Raw genomic sequence first — 17931 nt, 5'->3', positions numbered from 1 at the left:
TCCTTTTATTTGGCACTTCTTCTTTTTATTGTGAACCCAAATTTGAAAAAAGACCATGCCAAGTAAGGACTTGCCGTTCGAGCTCAAACCGATGCGGGCCTTGCTTCGGACATTCCCGGCAACCGTCTACCTAGTTCCTGCGCTGGCAGTTCGATGTAGCGTCGGGCCAACAGCGCGGCGCCGATACTGACGGCGATCGAGAGCCAGCGCCAGATTTCGATCGGCATGCCTGAGCGATATCCAATGACTGACAATTCCACGAATATGGGGCCATGCACCAGGTAAAGCGAGTAGGATGCATCCCCCCAGCTTGAGGAGTGGCATTGGGAGCTTCAAGCCGGCCTGTTCCGCGGCGGCCAGAAAGGAAATCAAAGCGCCAAATGCCGTCGCGAATAGTGGATGCCTGAGCCATCCGGGCAATCCGACGATGCCATAGAGCATGAGCAACCCGGCGGCCAGGGACGCCAGGCAAACAACGCCAGTGACTCTCATCGGCGCATGACGCAGCCGATAGGCGAGGATGCCGGCCGCGAAATAGAGCTGAGCGTAAGAGAACAGGTGATAGTCCCAGCCCGTCCACCGTTGGCCGGTTCCCCAAAGGCAGAAGAGGGTCACGGCGAGGCCGGCTGTTCCAAAGAAAGGCACGACCAATGCGGCGAGCAGGTAGAAGAGCACTTCGTGTTCCAGTGACCAGCCCGGCGAAAGGAGCGGGTAAGCCTCCATCGGGAACATCAGGAAACTCTTGATAACTCCGTTCATGCCCAAGGCGCTGATCTCATTGGCGTAGCGGTTGGTGGCTAGCGTCCAGATTAGGATCAGTGCCAGGATCCCCCAGTACAGCGGAGCGATTCGCCAAACGCGCTTGAGCAGAAATCGGATTGGATTGAAACGTGGCGCTGACGATGCCACGTGGCAAATGATGAAGCCCGATATACAGAAAAACAGATCCACCCCGATGTATCCGTAGTCGGAAATGAGAGGCAGTCGCAGGAGCTGGCTGGAGTTCCACGCTGACGCCCAGTGAGAGTGGAACACGACTACAGTCAATGCCGCGATCGCTCGAAGCGCTTGGATGGACTGATATTGCATGAGTGTGTGGTGTGGGAAGGGTGGGCGCAATCATAGCTCGGTCCTGCTACCTGGTTGATGCCTTCCCGCGCGGACGAAAGGCGTTTTGAACGAGGCTCTGCTCTGCTCATTTGTGCGATACAGATCTACAATGCGAGTCATTCCCCCATGAATTTCTCGACAGGTTCCTATGCTGCGGCCGCTTCCCGTTGTTGCCATCCGGGCCGACGCTTCTCTCTTGATCGGAGCGGGGCATGTAATGCGATGCCTCGCCTTGGCGGACGGTATTGCGCGCCAAGGTGGCCAAGTGCATTTTCTTACCCGGCGGCACGTTGCACATCTTGGCGATCTGATCGAGAGCAAGGGACATGTTGTGCATTGGCTGGATGACGCCGAGCCCGCTCTGGAACTCGAGGGTTACGGCAAGTGGCTCGGGGTTACGCAGGCGCAAGACGCACAGGCTGCAGCACGGGTGTTGCGCCAGGTCCGCCCTGATTGGCTCGTTGTCGATCACTACGCGCTCGGTCGGGCGTGGCAGTCGCCGTTGCGTCCCTGGGTGGGTGGGATCCTGGTGATCGATGACCTAGCAGACCGCAACCATGATTGCGATGTATTGCTGGACCAGAATTATTTCCGTGATTCGGACCGCTACCGGGGGCGGGTGCCTCCGCATTGTGTCCAGCTGCTCGGCCCCCGCTATGCGCTATTGCGATCGGAGTTTCAGCGCCTGCGCGATCAGAGCCGTGTCCGTGATGGCTCTGTGCGCAAGATCCTAGTCGCGTTCGGCGGCATGGACCTGGCCAATCATACAGGCCGTTTCTTGGCGGCGCTTCCGCCTCGCAACGACGGTTGTTTCATGGATGTGGTCATTGGAGGGGGCAATCCGCAGCGTGCGTTGTTGCAGTCGTTGTGTATGGCGCGGTCGGATGTTCAACTGCACGTCCAGTCGGACCGTATGGCCGAATTGATTGATGCGGCCGACCTTGTTGTCGGTGCAAGCGGTAGCAGCAATTGGGAACGATTTTGCCTGGCCGCGCCCGCTATTGCGGTCGCGGTGGCGGATAACCAGGAGCCAGTGTTGCGCGACCTGGAACAAGATGGGTTGGTACTAGGCGTGTCGCGAGAATCGCCGGATCAAGTCGGCGACTGTGTGAACCTTGTCGAATATGCCCTGCACCAGCCGGCGATGTTGCGCGGCCTGAGCGAACGCGCAGCCAAATTGGTGGATGGCAAGGGTGTCCAGCGCATCATTGACCAATTGGGCCGGTCCACCGCAGTCTGAGGATCGCTCACCGCCAGGGGGCTCACCTCGGTCCTGCCAACGAAGGTGGCCTGAGCATTGAAGGGGCGAGGCCCATTCGACGAGGCGCGTATGCCTCGCCAGGCATCATCTGTGACGTACTGAAGTGCGCAAGACCTGACGTCCCAAGGCATACAGTACACCGATCAGCGGGCCCGCGAGCAAGCCGGCCAACAAGGTGATGCGTACTTTCGGCAGCACAGGTGTTTCTGGTGTGTACCAAGGGGCCAGCAACGAGGTCGGATTGCGAGTGATAAAGCCGATGTCGTTGTCGATCGAGTGCAGTCGATCCTGCTGGACCAAGGTTTCGTCACGAGTGATCAGATAGGCCACGGATTTTTCCTGAGCGGACTCCATCTTCCTGATCATGTCCTGGCCGCTCGCGATCTGGGCTTGCGCGGTTGTCCGTTGTTCTTCAAGCGACTTGATCATCGGCTCGGTCATCGCTATTTGCTGTTGTCGTATCATCTCGAACACCGCCTGGGCACAGGCCTGAGCCACGGCCGGATCCTCTCGCCGTACTCGCAATTCGATGGCTCCCGGACTCATGCGATTGATTGTCGGCTTCACGATGCTCAGCATTGCCTCGCGATTCAGTGGACCGCTGCTCGACGGCTCGCAAAGTTTCACAACAGCATCGGTATAGGAACTCGGTATTTGCAGTCTGGCGATCGTCAGGGCTGAGTCTTCCACAGGAATTTGGGGAGCCGACGAGCCCCTGCGCAGATTGGTCGACGACGTTGTCAACGCACTTTGAATCAGCCCTACGGATTCATATTGCTTGGGTGTAAGCCATATGTGCGCAGCCCCCGCCAGCAAGCCGATCGTGCCACAGATGAAAATAGTGATTACATTAGATCTGAGAAAGACGATAACGTCCCCAAGGTCGAAATTGCTGCCCATCGGGGTTGGGGCGCTATGAGATGTGGTCATAAATTGCGTTTGGCAGCGGAAATAAATATTGTAGACGGGGTGGTCGAAATCAGTTGTATCTTGCTGTAGCTTGGTGGGATTTGTTGCTAGTGCTAACACCCGATGTTTACTATTTTGTTACGGCAAGTGCAATAACTGACGAGCGGGGTAGGGTGCTCCTTGTTGCGCCCGCATGATGTCTCGTGATTGTTACAATTGGGTTGTTGTGCAAGGTAGGGGACGAGATGCATACTCTTGCGCGCTTCCCGGACCGGCCGCCAGCCAACGAGGGGGGCCAGACGCGGATTCGAGTACGGATCGATGGGCATGCCCTGCTGATGCATGGGGGTACGCCCGATTGTGGATTGGCGTGTCTTTTTTGTTCAGAAGCTGAACGATCCCCTGCCGCTACTGGCCGGACGGTTGAACAGTCTGCCGCCCCTCAACTTTGGTTTAATCATCTTGTAAATGATCGATCGTCGACTCAAATCACAGGAAGATACCCATTTCTGGGTGATGAAGCGTCTGGAGGAAAATCCGGACATCACTCAGCGCGAGTTGGCGAAAGAGCTCGGAATCAGTTTGGGCGGGGTTAATTATTGCATTAAAGCCCTGATGGAAAAGGGGCTGGTGAAAATGCAGAATTTCAGCCACAGCAAAAACAAATTCGGCTATGTTTATTTGTTGACACCCGCCGGAATTGCAGAAAAAACGTCGCTAACCGCGCGTTTTCTGAAACGCAAGATGCAGGAATACGAGGCTATACGCGTCGAGATCGAGGCTCTGAAGGAAGAGATGTCGAAAATAAATGAGGCCAATGAATGAAGATTGCGGTCGCCGGCAGTGGCTATGTCGGATTGTCCAACGCAGTGCTGCTGGCACAGCGCCATGAGGTCGTGGCGCTTGATGTCGTGGCGTCGAAAGTGGATATGTTGAATCGGCGTGAAACCCCGATCGTGGACGCCGAGTTGCAGGACTACCTCAAGACCAAGTCTTTGAATTTAAAGGCGACGACGGACAAAGGTGAGGCTTACGAGGGGGCCGATTTCGTTATTGTCGCGACGCCTACGGATTATGATCCGAAAACCAATCACTTCGATACCCGGACCGTCGAGGCGGTTATAAACGATGTGATGGCGATCAATCCCGAGGCAGTAATTGTCATCAAGTCCACCGTGCCGGTTGGTTTTACCATGAAAATGCGCCGGCAGTTGAATTGCGCCAATATTTTTTTCTCACCTGAATTCTTGCGGGAGGGCAGGGCGTTATATGACAATCTTTATCCTTCTCGTATTATCGTTGGTGAGCAGTCAAGTCGTGCCGAGATATTTGCCAATATGCTTCGGGAAGGTGCGCTGAAAGAGGATGTTCCGATCCTTTACACCAGTTCTACCGAGGCCGAAGCAGTAAAGCTGTTTTCAAATACTTATTTGGCGATGCGTGTAGCGTATTTCAACGAACTTGACACGTACGCAGCCACCCACGGTTTGGATTCGCGTCAGATCATCGAAGGGGTCGGCCTGGATCCTCGTATTGGTGCGCACTACAACAATCCATCATTTGGCTACGGCGGCTACTGTCTGCCGAAAGATACCAAGCAGTTGCTCGCTAATTATCGGGATGTGCCTCAGAATTTGATTCATGCCATCGTCGAGTCCAATACGACGCGCAAGGATTTCGTGGCCGATAGCATTCTGGCGCGCAGGCCGAGCGTCGTCGGGGTATATCGTCTGATAATGAAGAGTGGGTCGGATAACTTCCGCGCGTCCAGTATTCAGGGAGTCATGAAGCGTATCAAGGCCAAGGGGGTGGAAATCATCGTATATGAACCGTCGTTGACCGACGATGAGTTTTTCCATTCTAAAGTGATCCGCGATCTGGATGAATTCAAGCGGCGTGCAGATGTCATTGTTGCCAATAGAATGAGTCCAAAATTGGCTGATGTTGAGTCGAAGGTGTATACCCGCGACCTTTTTGGAAATGATTAAAAATCCATAGGATTTAACGACATGTTCGAAAATAAAACCATACTGGTTACTGGCGGCACGGGTTCGTTCGGCAATACCTTCGTTCCGATGACGCTGGCCAAATACAATCCCAAAAAGATAATCGTCTTTTCGCGCGACGAGATGAAGCAATGGGATATGGCCAAGAAGTACCAGAAAGATGATCGCATCCGTTTTTTCATCGGCGATGTGCGCGACAAGGATCGTCTCTACCGCGCGTTAGATGGCGTGGATTACGTCGTTCATGCCGCGGCGACTAAAATCGTCCCGACTGCGGAATACAACCCGTTCGAATGCGTCAAGACCAACGTTATCGGTGCGATGAACCTTATCGATGCCTGCATCGATAAGGGGATCAAGCGGGTTGTCGCGCTGTCTACCGACAAGGCCAGCAGTCCCATCAATCTCTATGGTGCAACCAAGCTCGCATCGGATAAGTTGTTCGTGGCGGGCAACTCGTACTCCGGTGGCCACAACACGCGCTTTGCCGTGGTGCGGTACGGCAACGTTATGGGCTCTCGCGGTTCGGTCATCCCGTTTTTCATGTCCATCAAGGATCAGGGCGTGTTGCCGATCACGGACCCACGTATGACGCGTTTCATGATTTCGCTGGAAGAGGGTGTGGAACTTGTCTGGCATGCCTTCGAGGATATGGAAGGCGGTGAGATCTACGTCAAGAAGATTCCGTCCATGAAGGTTGCTGATCTGGCTCGCGTCATTGCTCCCGAGGCGAAGCAGGAAGTGATTGGCATCCGTCCTGGTGAAAAGCTGCATGAACAGATGATCAGCGCCGAGGATGCTTACTATACCTACGAGTATCCTGAGCATTTCAAGATCCTGCCCACAATCAATGGATGGGCAACCTGCGAAAAGCGCATCAAGACCGGCCAGAAGGTGCCGGAGGGTTTCGTGTATGCCAGCGATAACAACACAGAATGGATGCGGGACGAGGAACTGCAGGCCTGGATCGACGCGAATCGCGAAAAGATCGGAGCCATCTGATGCAATCCATTCCGTATGGCCGGCAGCATATCAACCAGGCGGACATCGATGCCGTCGTGCGTGTGCTGCAATCGGATTATCTGACCCAGGGACCCGCCGTCCCCAAGTTTGAAAAACTCCTGGCGGACTACTGTGGTACGGCGCATGCGCTGGCCGTCAATAGTGCGACGTCGGCGTTGCACGTGGCTTGCATGGCCCTGGGCCTTGGGCCGGGAGACTGGCTCTGGACCTCGCCCATCACATTCGTGGCGTCGGCCAATTGCGGTCTGTATTGCGGTGCAAGGGTCGATTTCGTGGATATCGATCCGAGTACTTACAATATGTGCCCGGTGGCGCTTGAACGCAAGCTGGAGCAGGCTGAGCGGGAAGGCCGGTTGCCGAAGGTGGTGGTGCCAGTGCATCTGACGGGCCAGTCCTGCGATATGCGGGCCATCCATGCGTTGGCGCAGCGCTATGGCTTCAAGATCATTGAAGACGCGTCGCACGGAGTCGGCGGGCGATACGCCGATCAGCCTATCGGTTCCTGCGAGTTCAGCGATATCACGGTATTCAGTTTTCACCCGGTGAAGATCATCACGACAGCCGAGGGTGGCGTCGCGATGACCAACAGCGATGAGCTGGCCGAACGTATGGCGCTGTTGCGCAGCCATGGCATCACGCGCGACGCCACCAAGATGACGCACGCTCCGGATGGGGACTGGTACTACCAGCAGATCATGCTGGGGTACAACTACCGCATGACGGAATTGCAGGCGGCGTTGGGTGTCAGTCAGACCGATCGTCTGGATGAGTTCGTCGCTCGGCGCCATGAACTGGCGCGTCGGTATGACGGGTTGCTCGCGGAATGCCCGGTGACAGTGCCGTGGCAGCATCCCGATACGTATTCCGGTTTGCATCTTTACGTGATTCGCCTGCAATTGGACAAGACGGCGCGCACGCATCGCCAAGTGTTTGACGCGATGCGCCAAAATGGCATAGGCGTGAATCTGCACTACATACCGGTACATCTCCAGCCGTACTACGCCGCCATGGGTTTCAAGGCCGGGGACTTTCCCGAGGCCGAGCGCTATTACTCCGAGGCGATCAGTCTACCGATGTACGCGATTTTGCAAGAAGCCGAGCAAGACCGCGTGGTCGACGTGCTGCGCCAAGCGTTGCGCGGCTAGCCAGGAGAGCATTGGATGAGTCGGCGTTTGGTGTTAGGAACGGCGCAGTTTGGCCTGCCGTACGGTATCGCCAACCAGACGGGGCGGGTGGCGCCGTCTGCAGTCCGCCATATTCTGGCGGATGCCCGGGACTCGGGTGTCGATACGCTCGATACGGCAATTGCCTACGGTGATAGCGAGTCGGCGTTGGGCGATGCGAATGTGGCAGGCTGGCAGATCATCAGCAAATTGCCGGGCATGCCCGACGATTGCGGCGATTGTGCCACCTGGGTGCGCCAGCAACTCGAGGGATCTTTGCGGCGCTTGCGTGTCGATGCGCTGCACGGGCTCCTGCTGCATCGCCCGGAGCAACTTCTTGGGGGCCAGGGGGCCGCGCTGGCGCGTACCCTCCGTGAGTTGAGGCGCGAAGGGCTCGTGGCAAAAGTCGGCGTGTCGATCTATGCGCCGCAGGAGCTGGAAGCGCTCCTGCAGGTTCTGGATATCGACATGGTGCAGGCACCGTTGAGCGTGCTGGATCAGCGCATGATCGTCTCCGGCTGGGCGGATCGTCTCAAGGCGGCAGGTATCGAATTGCATGTGCGGTCCGTGTTCCTGCAAGGCCTGTTGTTGATGGCGCGGGGCGACAGGGCCGAGAAGTTTGATCGTTGGGACGGCCTGTGGCAGGAATGGGAACGCTGGTTGCAGGCAACCGAAATTCCCGCCATAAACGCGTGCCTACGCTTTGCGCTGTCGGTCCCATCAGTGGACAAGGTGGTCGTCGGCGTGGACAGCCTGGAACAATTGCGTGGCATCCTCGCGGTGACGCAGGCGCCCCTGCCAGACCTGCCGGTCTGGCCGTCTCCCATCGATACCGATCTGGTTAATCCCGCACGCTGGAGTGCCCTATGAAAGTGGTAGCGATCGTACAGGCGCGCATGGGTTCTACGCGCCTACCCAACAAGGTCATGAAGCGCATCGGCGGCAAGCCGATGATCGAGCTGTTACTGGCTCGCCTGTCGTGCTCGAACGAGATCGACGAGATTGTCCTGGCGACGTCGGAGGCAGCGCAGAACGCGCCGCTGATCGAACATGTCCGTTCGCTGGGATATCGCTGTCACGCGGGCAGCGAAGACGATGTGCTTGACCGTTATTACCAGGCCGCGCGCATCAGTGACGCCACGGTGGTCGTTCGAATCACGGGTGATTGTCCATTGGTGGATCCTGCTCTGGTCGATGACGTGATCCGTGGCTATAAGGTTGCCGAGGTGGATTACTTCTCGAATACGGATCCGCCGACCTACCCTGATGGTCTGGATATCGAGGTTTTTAGTTTTGCCGCGCTGGAGCGCGCTGCCAAAGAGACGTCCGTGCCGTTCGACCGTGAGCATGTGACCCCTTACCTGAGGGGATCCGATCACTTCAGCCGGGCTGGAACGAGTCACAAGGACGACCTGTCCGGATTGCGATGGACGGTGGATGAGCCGGTCGATCTCGATGTGATTTCTCAGGTGTTTGCGCATTTCGCTCCGGAAATTCACTTCACGTGGCGGCAGGTGCTGGATTTGCAGCAGGCCCAGCCGCAATTGTTTTCTGCCAACAAACAACTTATCCGAAACGAAGGAGCCAGTATGGGCACCGGTCAAAAACTTTGGAAGCGCGCCAAGCAGATCATCCCGGGTGGGAACATGCTTTTGTCCAAGCGTGCCGAAATGATGCTGCCGGATCAATGGCCGGCGTACTTCAGCAAGGCGAAGGGCTGCAGGGTATGGGACTTGGATGGCAACGAGTACTTCGACATGTCCTTAATGGGTGTCGGTACGAACAGCCTGGGTTATGGCAATCCGGAGGTTGACGCGGCAGTGCGTCAGGTGGTGGACCTGGGCAATATGACGACGCTCAACTGCCCCGAGGAGGTCTACCTAGCCGAGAAGCTGATCGAACTGCATCCGTGGGCCGACATGGCGCGGTTCGCACGGTCGGGCGGCGAGGCCAACGCTATTGCCATCCGCATCGCCCGCGCCGCCTCCGGCCGGGACAAGGTCGCCGTCTGCGGCTACCACGGCTGGCATGACTGGTACCTATCGGCCAATCTGGGCGAGAACGAAAACCTGGCCGGCCATTTGTTGCCCGGCCTGGAGCCGAAGGGGGTGCCGCAGAATCTGCGTGGCACGGTGTTCCCTTTCAACTACAACAACTATGCCGAGCTCGAAGCCCTGGTCAAAGCTCACGACATCGGCGTCATCAAGATGGAAGTGGTGCGCAACAAGGGCCCGGAGGATAACTTCCTGCACAAGGTGCGCAAACTGGCCACCGACCATGGCATTGTGCTGATTTTTGACGAGTGCACGTCGGGTTTCCGTCAGACGTTTGGTGGCCTGCACAAAATGTACGACGTTGAGCCCGACATGGCGATGTTCGGCAAGACGCTCGGTAACGGCTACGCCATCACCGCGACCATTGGGCGCCGCGAGATCATGGAGGCCGCTCAGTCCACTTTCATCAGCAGCACTTTCTGGACCGAGCGTATTGGTCCCACCGCGGCGCTCAAGACGCTCGAAGTGATGGAACGTACCCAATCCTGGGAAACCATCACCAAGATCGGATTGGATGTCCGCGCGCGTTGGCAGAAACTGGCTGACAAGCACGGCCTGAAGATCGAACAATGGGGGCTGCCTGCTTTGACGGGGTACACCTTCCAAAGCCCGAACGCGTTGGCCTACAAGACTTTGGTGACGCAAGAAATGCTCACCAAGGGTTATTTGGCGGGCAATAGTGTGTACGCCTGCACCGAGCACACGCCGGAGATCGTCGATGGATATTTCACCGCGCTCGATCCGATCTTCGGGATGGTGAAAGAGTGCGAGGATGGTCGTGATGTGATGGGACTGCTCAAGGGCCCGGTATGCCACGGCGGGTTCAAGCGACTGAACTGATGCCAGGCGCCAGAGTCCGCCGCTGACGCGAACACCAGCCTTGATTCTGTCAAGGCTGGTGCGGATTATTGTGAAGTTCTGAGAGTAAATGCCATGTCCACTACACCGAGCCTGCAAATTGCCGGACGCCGCATCGGCGTCGAAGAGCCTCCCTATGTGATTGCTGAACTGTCGGCCAATCACAACGGCAAACTCAATGTTGCCCTGCGGATCATCGAGGAAGCGTGCAAGGCCGGCGCCGATGCGGTGAAGCTGCAGACCTATCGTCCAGACACAATCACCCTGGACTGCGATACCGACGATTTCCTGATCCACGGTGGCCTGTGGGATGGGCGCAGCCTGTACGACCTGTACCAGGAAGCGCATATGCCCTGGGAATGGCACGCCCCCTTGTTCGAGCACGCCCGCAAACTGGGCATCAGTATTTTCAGTTCGCCGTTCGACACTACGGCCGTCGATCTGCTCGAAGACCTGAACGCGCCGGCCTACAAGATCGCGTCTTTCGAAGCGATCGATCTGCCGCTCATCAAGTATGTGGCGGGCACGAAAAAGCCCATGATCATCTCGACCGGCATGGCTGACGCCGAAGAGATACAGGAGGCCGTCGATGCCGCCCGCGAGGGCGGTTGCACGGAGCTTGCGATTCTGCACTGTGTCAGTGGCTATCCCGCCCCTGCCGCCGACTACAACCTGCGCACCATTCCGGACATGATGCAGCGCTTCGGGTTGGTGACGGGCTTGTCGGATCACACGCTGGACAATACCACCGCGATTACCAGTGTTGCGCTGGGCGCCGCGATCATCGAGAAACACTTCACGCTCAATCGCAGTGGTGGTGGACCCGACGACAGTTTCTCGCTGGAGCCTGCGGAAATGGCTCAGTTGTGCCAAGGTGCGCGGACCGCTTGGGAGTCGTTGGGCAAGATCGATTATGGCCGGAAATCCAGTGAGCAGGGCAATGCCAAATTCCGTCGTTCACTCTATTTCGTGCGAGACCTGAAGGTTGGCGATCTCGTCTCGGCGGATGCCGTGCGCAGTGTGCGGCCCGGTTTCGGGCTCGCGCCCAAACATCTGGAAGTCCTGATCGGTAGCCGGGTCACTCGGGACGTGCATTACGGAATGCCTGTGGACTGGAACTCGGTCGACGTGGCGCCTCGGGACTGATTGAGCCGCGGATCTATGCGTATTGGTTATGCAAGCATCTACAGCTGGCGCCCGCATGTAGAGCATCTTTACTATCTAGCCGGCATCATGCGCGATGCTGGCCATTCGGCTTCGTTCCTGGCTTGCGACGGCAATTTGAGTGGTTGCTATCCAAAGGCACTGCATCCACAGCGCAGCGCGCTGATGCATTGTCTGCGATGCCGGGCCGGCAATATCCGTTCGTTTGCTGGCCAGCATGTCTGTTCTATCGGGTCATTTGCGGACAGCGGCGTGCCGTTTTCCGAGGACGCTCATCATGGCGCGCTTTCCAGCGCCAGCACGCTGGGCCGTTTTGAATCGAAGGCGGATTTCCAGAGCCCGGAATTCCGTGCGATCGCTCGCAGTCTGGAGGACGGCACGCAGAAAGCCTATTCTGCTGCACTGCGCTGGATCGAGCGGGAGCGGCTCGAGGCCGTCTGCTTGTTTAACGGGCGCATGGATGCGACTCGTGCTGTCCTCGAGGCGGCGCGTAGCGCCGGCATTCCCTTTGTCAGTCTCGAGCGGACCTGGTTTGGCGACGGCTTGCAGCTTCTGCCGAACGAGAACTGCTTGGGCCTGAGGACTTTGGGAAAAATGATGGCGCAATGGCGCGATCGTCCACTCACACGCAATCAGGCCCTGCGCGCCGTGCGTCATGTGGCTGCGCGATTCTTGCGCCGCAATGACAAGGAGTGGCGTGCCTATAACGTTGCGGCTCGGACCGTGGAATGGCCGCAAGCCGAATCGGCCCGCCGCATTCTGTTGGTGCCGGGCAGCTACAACGAATTTTGGGGGCACCCGGATTGGGTGTCGAAATGGTCAGAGCAGACGGCTGCCTATGATGCCCTGATTGACCGGTTCGATCTGCAGCCCTCTGAGCTGGTGTTGCGCTGCCATCCGAACTGGGGTGAAAGGATTGGCACGGCGGATGGCAGCAAAGCGGAGCGTTACTACACGGATTGGGCAAACCGTAGGGGCGTGCACTGTATCGCCAGCACGGACACGGCCAGTACTCTGGGTCTGATCGAGCGCAGCGATGCCATCGTGGTCGCGGGGGGCTCCGCCGCGCTGGAAGCGGGCATGTTGGGCAAGCAGGTCATTGCGATGGGGCCATCGATCTATCAGCAGGCGGGCTTCCAAAGTGATGCAATGTCGCCTGCTGCGCTGCAGGCCATGAGCCTGCTGCCGGCGTCGAATTTCAGCGAGCGCGCCCATATTGCCCGCCTGACTTTGCGCTTTGCCTACACGATGATCTATCGCGCACCTCAGTACGTGGATTATGTACGCAGTATCACCGCCACCCGCTACGAATATCGGGAGGGTGCGGATGCCGGCCGGTTGGTCGACACGTTCCGTCGTGGCGCTCTTTCCGCCGATGATGCCACCCATGCGGACAATGAAAGCGGCGAAGATGAGGTGCTGGCGATGGTTTCGCGGCGCGAGTGGGAGGAACTCAATGCATTGGGAGACGGCGTTGAGCAACTACCGGCAGTCCCACGCCTGGTTCATCGCCGTTGGATGTTCCGCCCGATAGACATTATTCGCGACGCGTTCCCGCGTGGCGATCGTTGAAGACGAAGATGAAGAGAGTCCTGCACTCCTTGCGTTATGGCGCCCTTGCTCGCATTTGGCCTTGGCTTTCGTCGACGATGGTGCGGCTGGGCGGCCCGAGAGTGGCAGCCTACCTGAGCTACTTGAGTATTGATTGGGGGGCGATGACGCGGGAGCGGACTGTCCTTTGTCTGTCTCGTGAGTCGTTCGTGAAGGACGTGGTGGAATTGCGCAAACGTTCGTCCTTCAACTATCCAATGGTGATGGGGGGGTTCACCCGATTCCAGATGGCATGGACGCCAACTGCCATGCAGATCCAGACGTTCTACCAGCGCCAGATGGCCGACAATCCACGGGCATTGCGGCAGAGCACTGCCTATGCGCGTCATCTGGTCCGTCTTGTCGGTCGTAAACAGCGGGTGGATGCGATCCTGTCCGCCAACTTCGACTATTGGCAGGACAACGGGTTCAAGCAGGTCGCCAAGGAATTATCCATTCCGTTTCTGGTGCTTTCGCGCGAGCATCCTGTCGTACCCAAGGTATGCGCCGAGGTGATTCGCTGGTATCGCGAATCCGGGTACCGCTTCGAGGGGACCGCCATGGCCGTAGCAGGAAAGTCCACCCGTGATGTCACGTTGGCTGTTGGCACGGTCTGTCGGCCCGACCAGATCACCATCACAGGCCTTCCCCGCTATGACGCGTGGCAGGATGTGGACACGTCGCTGCCGGTGGCCGAGCGGCCCTTGGTCACGCTGCTGACCTTCACCGAAGGCTATTATGCCGACCAGACCTTCAAGGAAGTGTTGAAGCTGTTTTGCGAGGCAGCCGTCCTATATGGCCGGGGCGGCCTGGATTTTCTGGTCAAGACGAAAGATGTCAATGATTCGGTGGCGGTGCGCAGGATCATGACTGAGATGGGGCTGGGGGGGGTGCGCTGCGGTCACGAGCTGAATCTCTTCGACGTACTTCCCAAGTCACGCCTGGTGATCAACTACAACTCGCTGTCACTGGTGGAAGCGGTGATGGCGCGTGCGAGTTCGGTAATCCCCGCTTGGGGTGAATGCATGGACCGTGGCGACGAGGTCATGTATCCGGCTGACCGGGAAGTCATCTCCCGGGTCGTGGGGTTCGCGCGCTCGCCGGCTGAGCTGTTGGCGATGATCGAGGCCAGCGTACGTGGCCAGACGCCGCCGATTCCGGCTACCTACGTCCGGGAGTTTCTCGACGAGTACATCCATGTGCCGGACAACGGCAGCTACAGCGCCGAGTTTGAACGCTTCCTGACCGCTTACATCGGTCTAGCCAAGCCAGATAAGGTCCTGAAGGCAAACGCGTGAATTTCAGAAGCGTATCGATCTATCTGGTGTTCAATGTCCTGTCGGCAGTCGTGCCGATCATGGCGTTGCCGATCCTTACTCGCTACCTGACGCCGGAAGATTACGGGCTGTTCACGATCTTCACCATCGTCAGCATGTTCGCGGGCAATGCATTTCGGCTCGAACTGAACATGGCCTTGAAGCGTGAATACGTCGAGGCACCGCAGAAGTTCTCGCCCTACGTGAGCAGTGCGACGGTGTTCTCGACCTTCATGATGGTGCCGTATGCGCTGGTGGTTCTGCTGCTTTGGCCATTCTTTGACAGGTTCTATGGCATTCCCTGGCATTGGCTGTTCCTGATCGTGTTGCTGGTGTATTTTCGGTTCAACAGTATGGTGCTGCACCACTTGTGGCAGATCACCAATCGGGCTCTGCCGTTCGGCATCTGGGCGTTGACTTCCAATATCCTGTCTTATGGGCTGGCGATATTGTTTATCTTTGCAGTGGGCGCAGATTGGCGCGCCCGGGCGTGGGGCGAATGGATTGCAGCGATGGTTGCGTTCCCCGTGGCTATTTACTACCTGCGGAAGCAATACCAATTGCGCTGGTCGTTCGACCCGGCGTTGATGAAGAAAATGCTGCGGTTCAGTCTGCCGTTGCTACCCAGTGGCTTGATGAGCTATGTATTCATGGTTTCCGATCGCATGTTCATCGCGGAGTTCAGCGGCGCTCATGAGCTGGGCCTGTACAGCGTGGCACTGCAACTGGCTGCAGCTGCGGGTCTGGTGTTCAGCGCGGTGTTGCCGGCCTGGGAATCATGGGTTTTCACTAGCCTGGGCCCGATTGATGGCAGGGCAATTAGGCGAATTGGCCTGCGCCTGTTGGGGATATTTGCTGGCATGTGCGTGCTGGTCCTCATCCTGCCCGGGATCCTCGGATTCATGATGCCCTATTTGACGTCCAAAGATTTTGCCCCGGCACAAGTGTTCCTGTTTCCCTGTCTGCTCGCGACGGCTTGCACCGGTATGTTCAATATGATTTCCGCGGTCTTGATTTTCATGCGGAAGACGGTGGCAATTGCGTATATAAATGCCGGTATGGTCATATTCAACTTCGTATGCCTGTATATTTTCGTGTCCAGGTGGGGAGCGGCGGGGGCTGCCTATGGCTTGGCGTTGACATTCACGATCGGGAGCGCGGTGTTGTTGTGCTGCATAATCAGATTCAGAAAGCGGCAGGCTTTGCAAGCGGAATCACTCACATGAGCGCGACGATGCCTGCTGGCGTGTGGGACTCATGCGCATGAATGTGAACATGCAGAGCATCTCTCCGAGGGTGTTCGTCATGCGCGCGTCGATTCTGTACGCGCTTATGGGGATCATCCAGCTGCTGCACATTACCTTTGTTGCCGAATTCGATATCCGCAGCCTGTTGGTTCTGGAAGGAACGGTGACGCTGGGCATGATTCTGCTGTTGCTCAGCTATTTGAGAATGAGTCAGAGCATGGAGTGGCCCGCATTTAATCAGCGGGTCTTCAAGTGGCTGTTCCTGAGCACTTTCGTTATCACGTTTGTATGTAGCCGGTTGCCTTACATTTTTGTTTTCCTTGAAAAAGGGTTGTACCTGACTCGGCTGGACACGTCGGTCGGCGGCGGTGGATGGTATTCCGCATTTTCGATCCTTTTTTATCCGCTGTGCATCCTGCTCGCATTCATCGATATACCCAGGAGAAAATACTACGGATATGCGGTGTTGATGTTTGCTGTCATCTCGGTGGACTTCATCATCCTAGGTACTCGCAACGCGCCATTTTTCGTATTGCTGTTTCACCTTCTGATGCTCCGGGTGAGATTCTTCCGAGTCAGGTCGATCTGCTGCCTGGTGGCTCTGGCGATCTTCATGGTGGTGCTGGTCGACTACCAGACTCGTGGTCGTTCCGCCGACGTGCTGACCGTGGGCTGGGATTGGGTGGCGACCATCCGGTATTCCTGGATTTTCGACAACATGCCGATTCCATCGGACGTGGTGTCGTCGACGAACGAGGTGTTTCCAGTGCTGATGCCCTTGATTTACCTGGTGCAGTACGTCACGCACTCGATGGCTGAGTTCGGTGTCGTACTGGAGCATGGCGCGATCGGTATCTTCGGATCGGGGTTGTATTTTGAAGATCAGGTTTGTCTGCTGTTGGCGTGCGATCGTCAGGCGATTCAGGATGCGATCTTGCAGATAAATCCTCGCGCGGGAACGTATCAGACGCTGTACGCGTCGCTGTTGCTGGATTTCGGATTTATTGGAACTCTGATCCTGATTCTGTTGCTTGTCATCTACCTGTTGAGCGGGAGGAAGAACGGCCACGTATCAGGATTCGTGGTGTATATCGTGATGGTGGTGTTGGTTTCGGGTATCGACAATTACATCTATAACGGACTGGGTGTGTGGCGCTTCGGCGTCTTTGTAGCGCTTTGGTATGCACTGTCTCGGCGCGGCGGCGGGTTGACGACGTGGCCGGTACGATCTGGCAACGAGCTGTCAGGTCATTGAATATGTGGAGCTGATGTGAAAAAAATATTGGTTACTGGTGGTTCTGGGTTTCTCGGGTCACACCTATGTGAGCGTCTCCTGGCGCAGGGCAACGAGGTGTTGTGCGTCGACAATTTCTTCACGGGTTCGAAGCAGAATATCGTTCATTTGTTCGCCAATCCGTATTTCGAATTGCTGCGCCACGACGTGACGATTCCTCTCTACGTGGAGGTGGATGAAATCTACAATCTGGCATGCCCCGCTTCGCCGGTGCATTACCAGTTCGATCCGGTCCAGACGCTGAAGACCAGCGTGCATGGTGCCATTAATATGCTGGGTCTGGCCAAACGTCTCAAGGCGAAGATCTTCCAAGCATCGACTAGCGAAGTCTATGGTGATCCGGAAGTCCACCCGCAGAGTGAGAGCTATTGGGGTAGGGTCAATCCCATCGGAATTCGCTCGTGCTACGACGAAGGAAAGCGTTGCGCGGAGACGCTATTCTTCGATTATCACCGTCAGCATGCGCTCGATATCAAGGTGGCGCGGATTTTCAACACGTATGGTCCCCGGATGCACCCGAACGATGGTCGGGTGGTTAGCAACTTCATCGTGCAGGCGTTGAAAGGCCAGGACATCACAATCTATGGCGAGGGCCAGCAGACACGCAGCTTCTGCTATGTTGACGATCTGGTGGAAGGTTTCATCAGTTTGATGAACTCGCCTGACACGTTGACGGGCCCCGTCAATCTTGGGAATCCGGGCGAATTCACCATTCGCCAATTGGCCGAAAAGGTACTGGAATTGACCGGTTCCGCTTCCAAATTGGTGTTCAGACCATTGCCGCAGGACGATCCGCAACAGCGCCAGCCGGATATCTCGCTAGCGCGTGAAAAATTGGGCTGGACGCCTACGGTCGAACTGGAATCGGGCCTAGTCAAGACGATCGAATACTTCGACAAGCTGCTGGTGGCCGAAGCGGGCGGGGCGGTTTGAATC

At 57.0% G+C, this 17931-nt stretch carries 15 protein-coding genes; 13 read left to right on the top strand and 2 right to left on the bottom strand.

Annotated features, from left to right (window positions below; all coding sequences use genetic code 11):
* Window positions 1–126: 126 nt before the first annotated feature.
* Window positions 127–1089, bottom strand: coding sequence for an acyltransferase family protein (locus tag AOZ49_RS05030; RefSeq protein ID WP_054474520.1), 963 nt, complete (start codon window positions 1087–1089; stop codon window positions 127–129).
* Between the two features lie 169 nt (window positions 1090–1258).
* Between AOZ49_RS05030 and pseG the strand changes: the two genes are divergently transcribed.
* Window positions 1259–2350, top strand: a complete 1092-nt coding sequence (gene pseG, locus AOZ49_RS05025) for a UDP-2,4-diacetamido-2,4,6-trideoxy-beta-L-altropyranose hydrolase (RefSeq protein WP_054474519.1) — start codon at window positions 1259–1261, stop codon at window positions 2348–2350.
* Between the two features lie 105 nt (window positions 2351–2455).
* Here the strand turns inward: pseG and AOZ49_RS32350 are convergent, their stop codons facing one another.
* The gene (locus tag AOZ49_RS32350) at window positions 2456–3400 is read right to left on the bottom strand and encodes a hypothetical protein (protein ID WP_156355588.1); all 945 of its coding nucleotides are present in this window, start codon (window positions 3398–3400) and stop codon (window positions 2456–2458) included.
* A gap of 348 nt (window positions 3401–3748) precedes the next feature.
* On the opposite strand from AOZ49_RS32350, the gene AOZ49_RS05015 reads away from it, so the two are divergent.
* The 12 genes from AOZ49_RS05015 to AOZ49_RS04960 all read left to right on the top strand — a co-directional run bounded on the left by AOZ49_RS05015 (window position 3749) and on the right by AOZ49_RS04960 (window position 17928).
* Entirely contained in the window at window positions 3749–4105 is a 357-nt protein-coding gene (locus tag AOZ49_RS05015) for a MarR family EPS-associated transcriptional regulator (protein WP_054430821.1), read from the top strand.
* On the top strand, window positions 4102–5268 hold the full coding sequence (locus AOZ49_RS05010; protein WP_054430819.1) for a nucleotide sugar dehydrogenase: 1167 nt from the start codon (window positions 4102–4104) through the stop codon (window positions 5266–5268). The genes AOZ49_RS05015 and AOZ49_RS05010 overlap by 4 nt, the downstream gene beginning before the upstream one ends.
* Window positions 5269–5289: 21 nt before the next feature.
* On the top strand, window positions 5290–6288 hold the full coding sequence (pseB, locus tag AOZ49_RS05005) for a UDP-N-acetylglucosamine 4,6-dehydratase (inverting) (protein WP_054430818.1): 999 nt from the start codon (window positions 5290–5292) through the stop codon (window positions 6286–6288).
* Window positions 6288–7454 carry a UDP-4-amino-4,6-dideoxy-N-acetyl-beta-L-altrosamine transaminase gene (pseC, locus tag AOZ49_RS05000; RefSeq protein WP_054430814.1) on the top strand — a complete coding sequence of 389 codons (1167 nt, stop codon included), beginning with the start codon at window positions 6288–6290 and terminating at the stop codon, window positions 7452–7454. The genes pseB and pseC overlap by 1 nt, the downstream gene beginning before the upstream one ends.
* 15 nt (window positions 7455–7469) lie before the next feature.
* Complete coding sequence (locus tag AOZ49_RS04995; RefSeq protein WP_054430812.1) at window positions 7470–8342, top strand: aldo/keto reductase; 873 nt, start codon at window positions 7470–7472, stop codon at window positions 8340–8342.
* Window positions 8339–10366, top strand: coding sequence for an aminotransferase class III-fold pyridoxal phosphate-dependent enzyme (locus tag AOZ49_RS04990; protein WP_054430810.1), 2028 nt, complete (start codon window positions 8339–8341; stop codon window positions 10364–10366). The genes AOZ49_RS04995 and AOZ49_RS04990 overlap by 4 nt, the downstream gene beginning before the upstream one ends.
* Before the next feature lie 93 nt (window positions 10367–10459).
* The gene (gene pseI, locus AOZ49_RS04985; protein WP_054430809.1) at window positions 10460–11530 is read left to right on the top strand and encodes a pseudaminic acid synthase; all 1071 of its coding nucleotides are present in this window, start codon (window positions 10460–10462) and stop codon (window positions 11528–11530) included.
* A 15-nt stretch (window positions 11531–11545) separates the two neighbouring features.
* Window positions 11546–13120, top strand: a complete 1575-nt coding sequence (locus AOZ49_RS04980; RefSeq protein WP_054474517.1) for a hypothetical protein — start codon at window positions 11546–11548, stop codon at window positions 13118–13120.
* 8 nt (window positions 13121–13128) lie between these two features.
* A complete protein-coding gene (locus tag AOZ49_RS04975) occupies window positions 13129–14436 on the top strand; it encodes a hypothetical protein (protein ID WP_156333389.1) in 1308 nt (435 codons plus the stop codon).
* Window positions 14433–15680 (top strand): lipopolysaccharide biosynthesis protein, encoded by a 1248-nt coding sequence (locus AOZ49_RS04970; RefSeq protein WP_054474516.1) that lies wholly within the window; start codon window positions 14433–14435, stop codon window positions 15678–15680. Before AOZ49_RS04975 ends, AOZ49_RS04970 begins: the two co-directional genes overlap by 4 nt.
* 49 nt (window positions 15681–15729) lie before the next feature.
* Window positions 15730–16956, top strand: coding sequence for a hypothetical protein (locus tag AOZ49_RS04965; RefSeq protein ID WP_054430803.1), 1227 nt, complete (start codon window positions 15730–15732; stop codon window positions 16954–16956).
* Between the two features lie 15 nt (window positions 16957–16971).
* Window positions 16972–17928, top strand: coding sequence for a UDP-glucuronic acid decarboxylase family protein (locus AOZ49_RS04960; protein WP_054430802.1), 957 nt, complete (start codon window positions 16972–16974; stop codon window positions 17926–17928).
* The last annotated feature ends 3 nt before the right edge of the window (window positions 17929–17931 follow it).

The sequence above is a fragment of the Achromobacter sp. 2789STDY5608615 genome, assembly GCF_001298995.1.
Lineage (GTDB): Bacteria > Pseudomonadota > Gammaproteobacteria > Burkholderiales > Burkholderiaceae_B > Achromobacter > Achromobacter insuavis.
The sequence above is the reverse complement of the archived record's forward strand: the minus strand, read 5'-3'. Positions and strand labels throughout refer to the sequence as shown.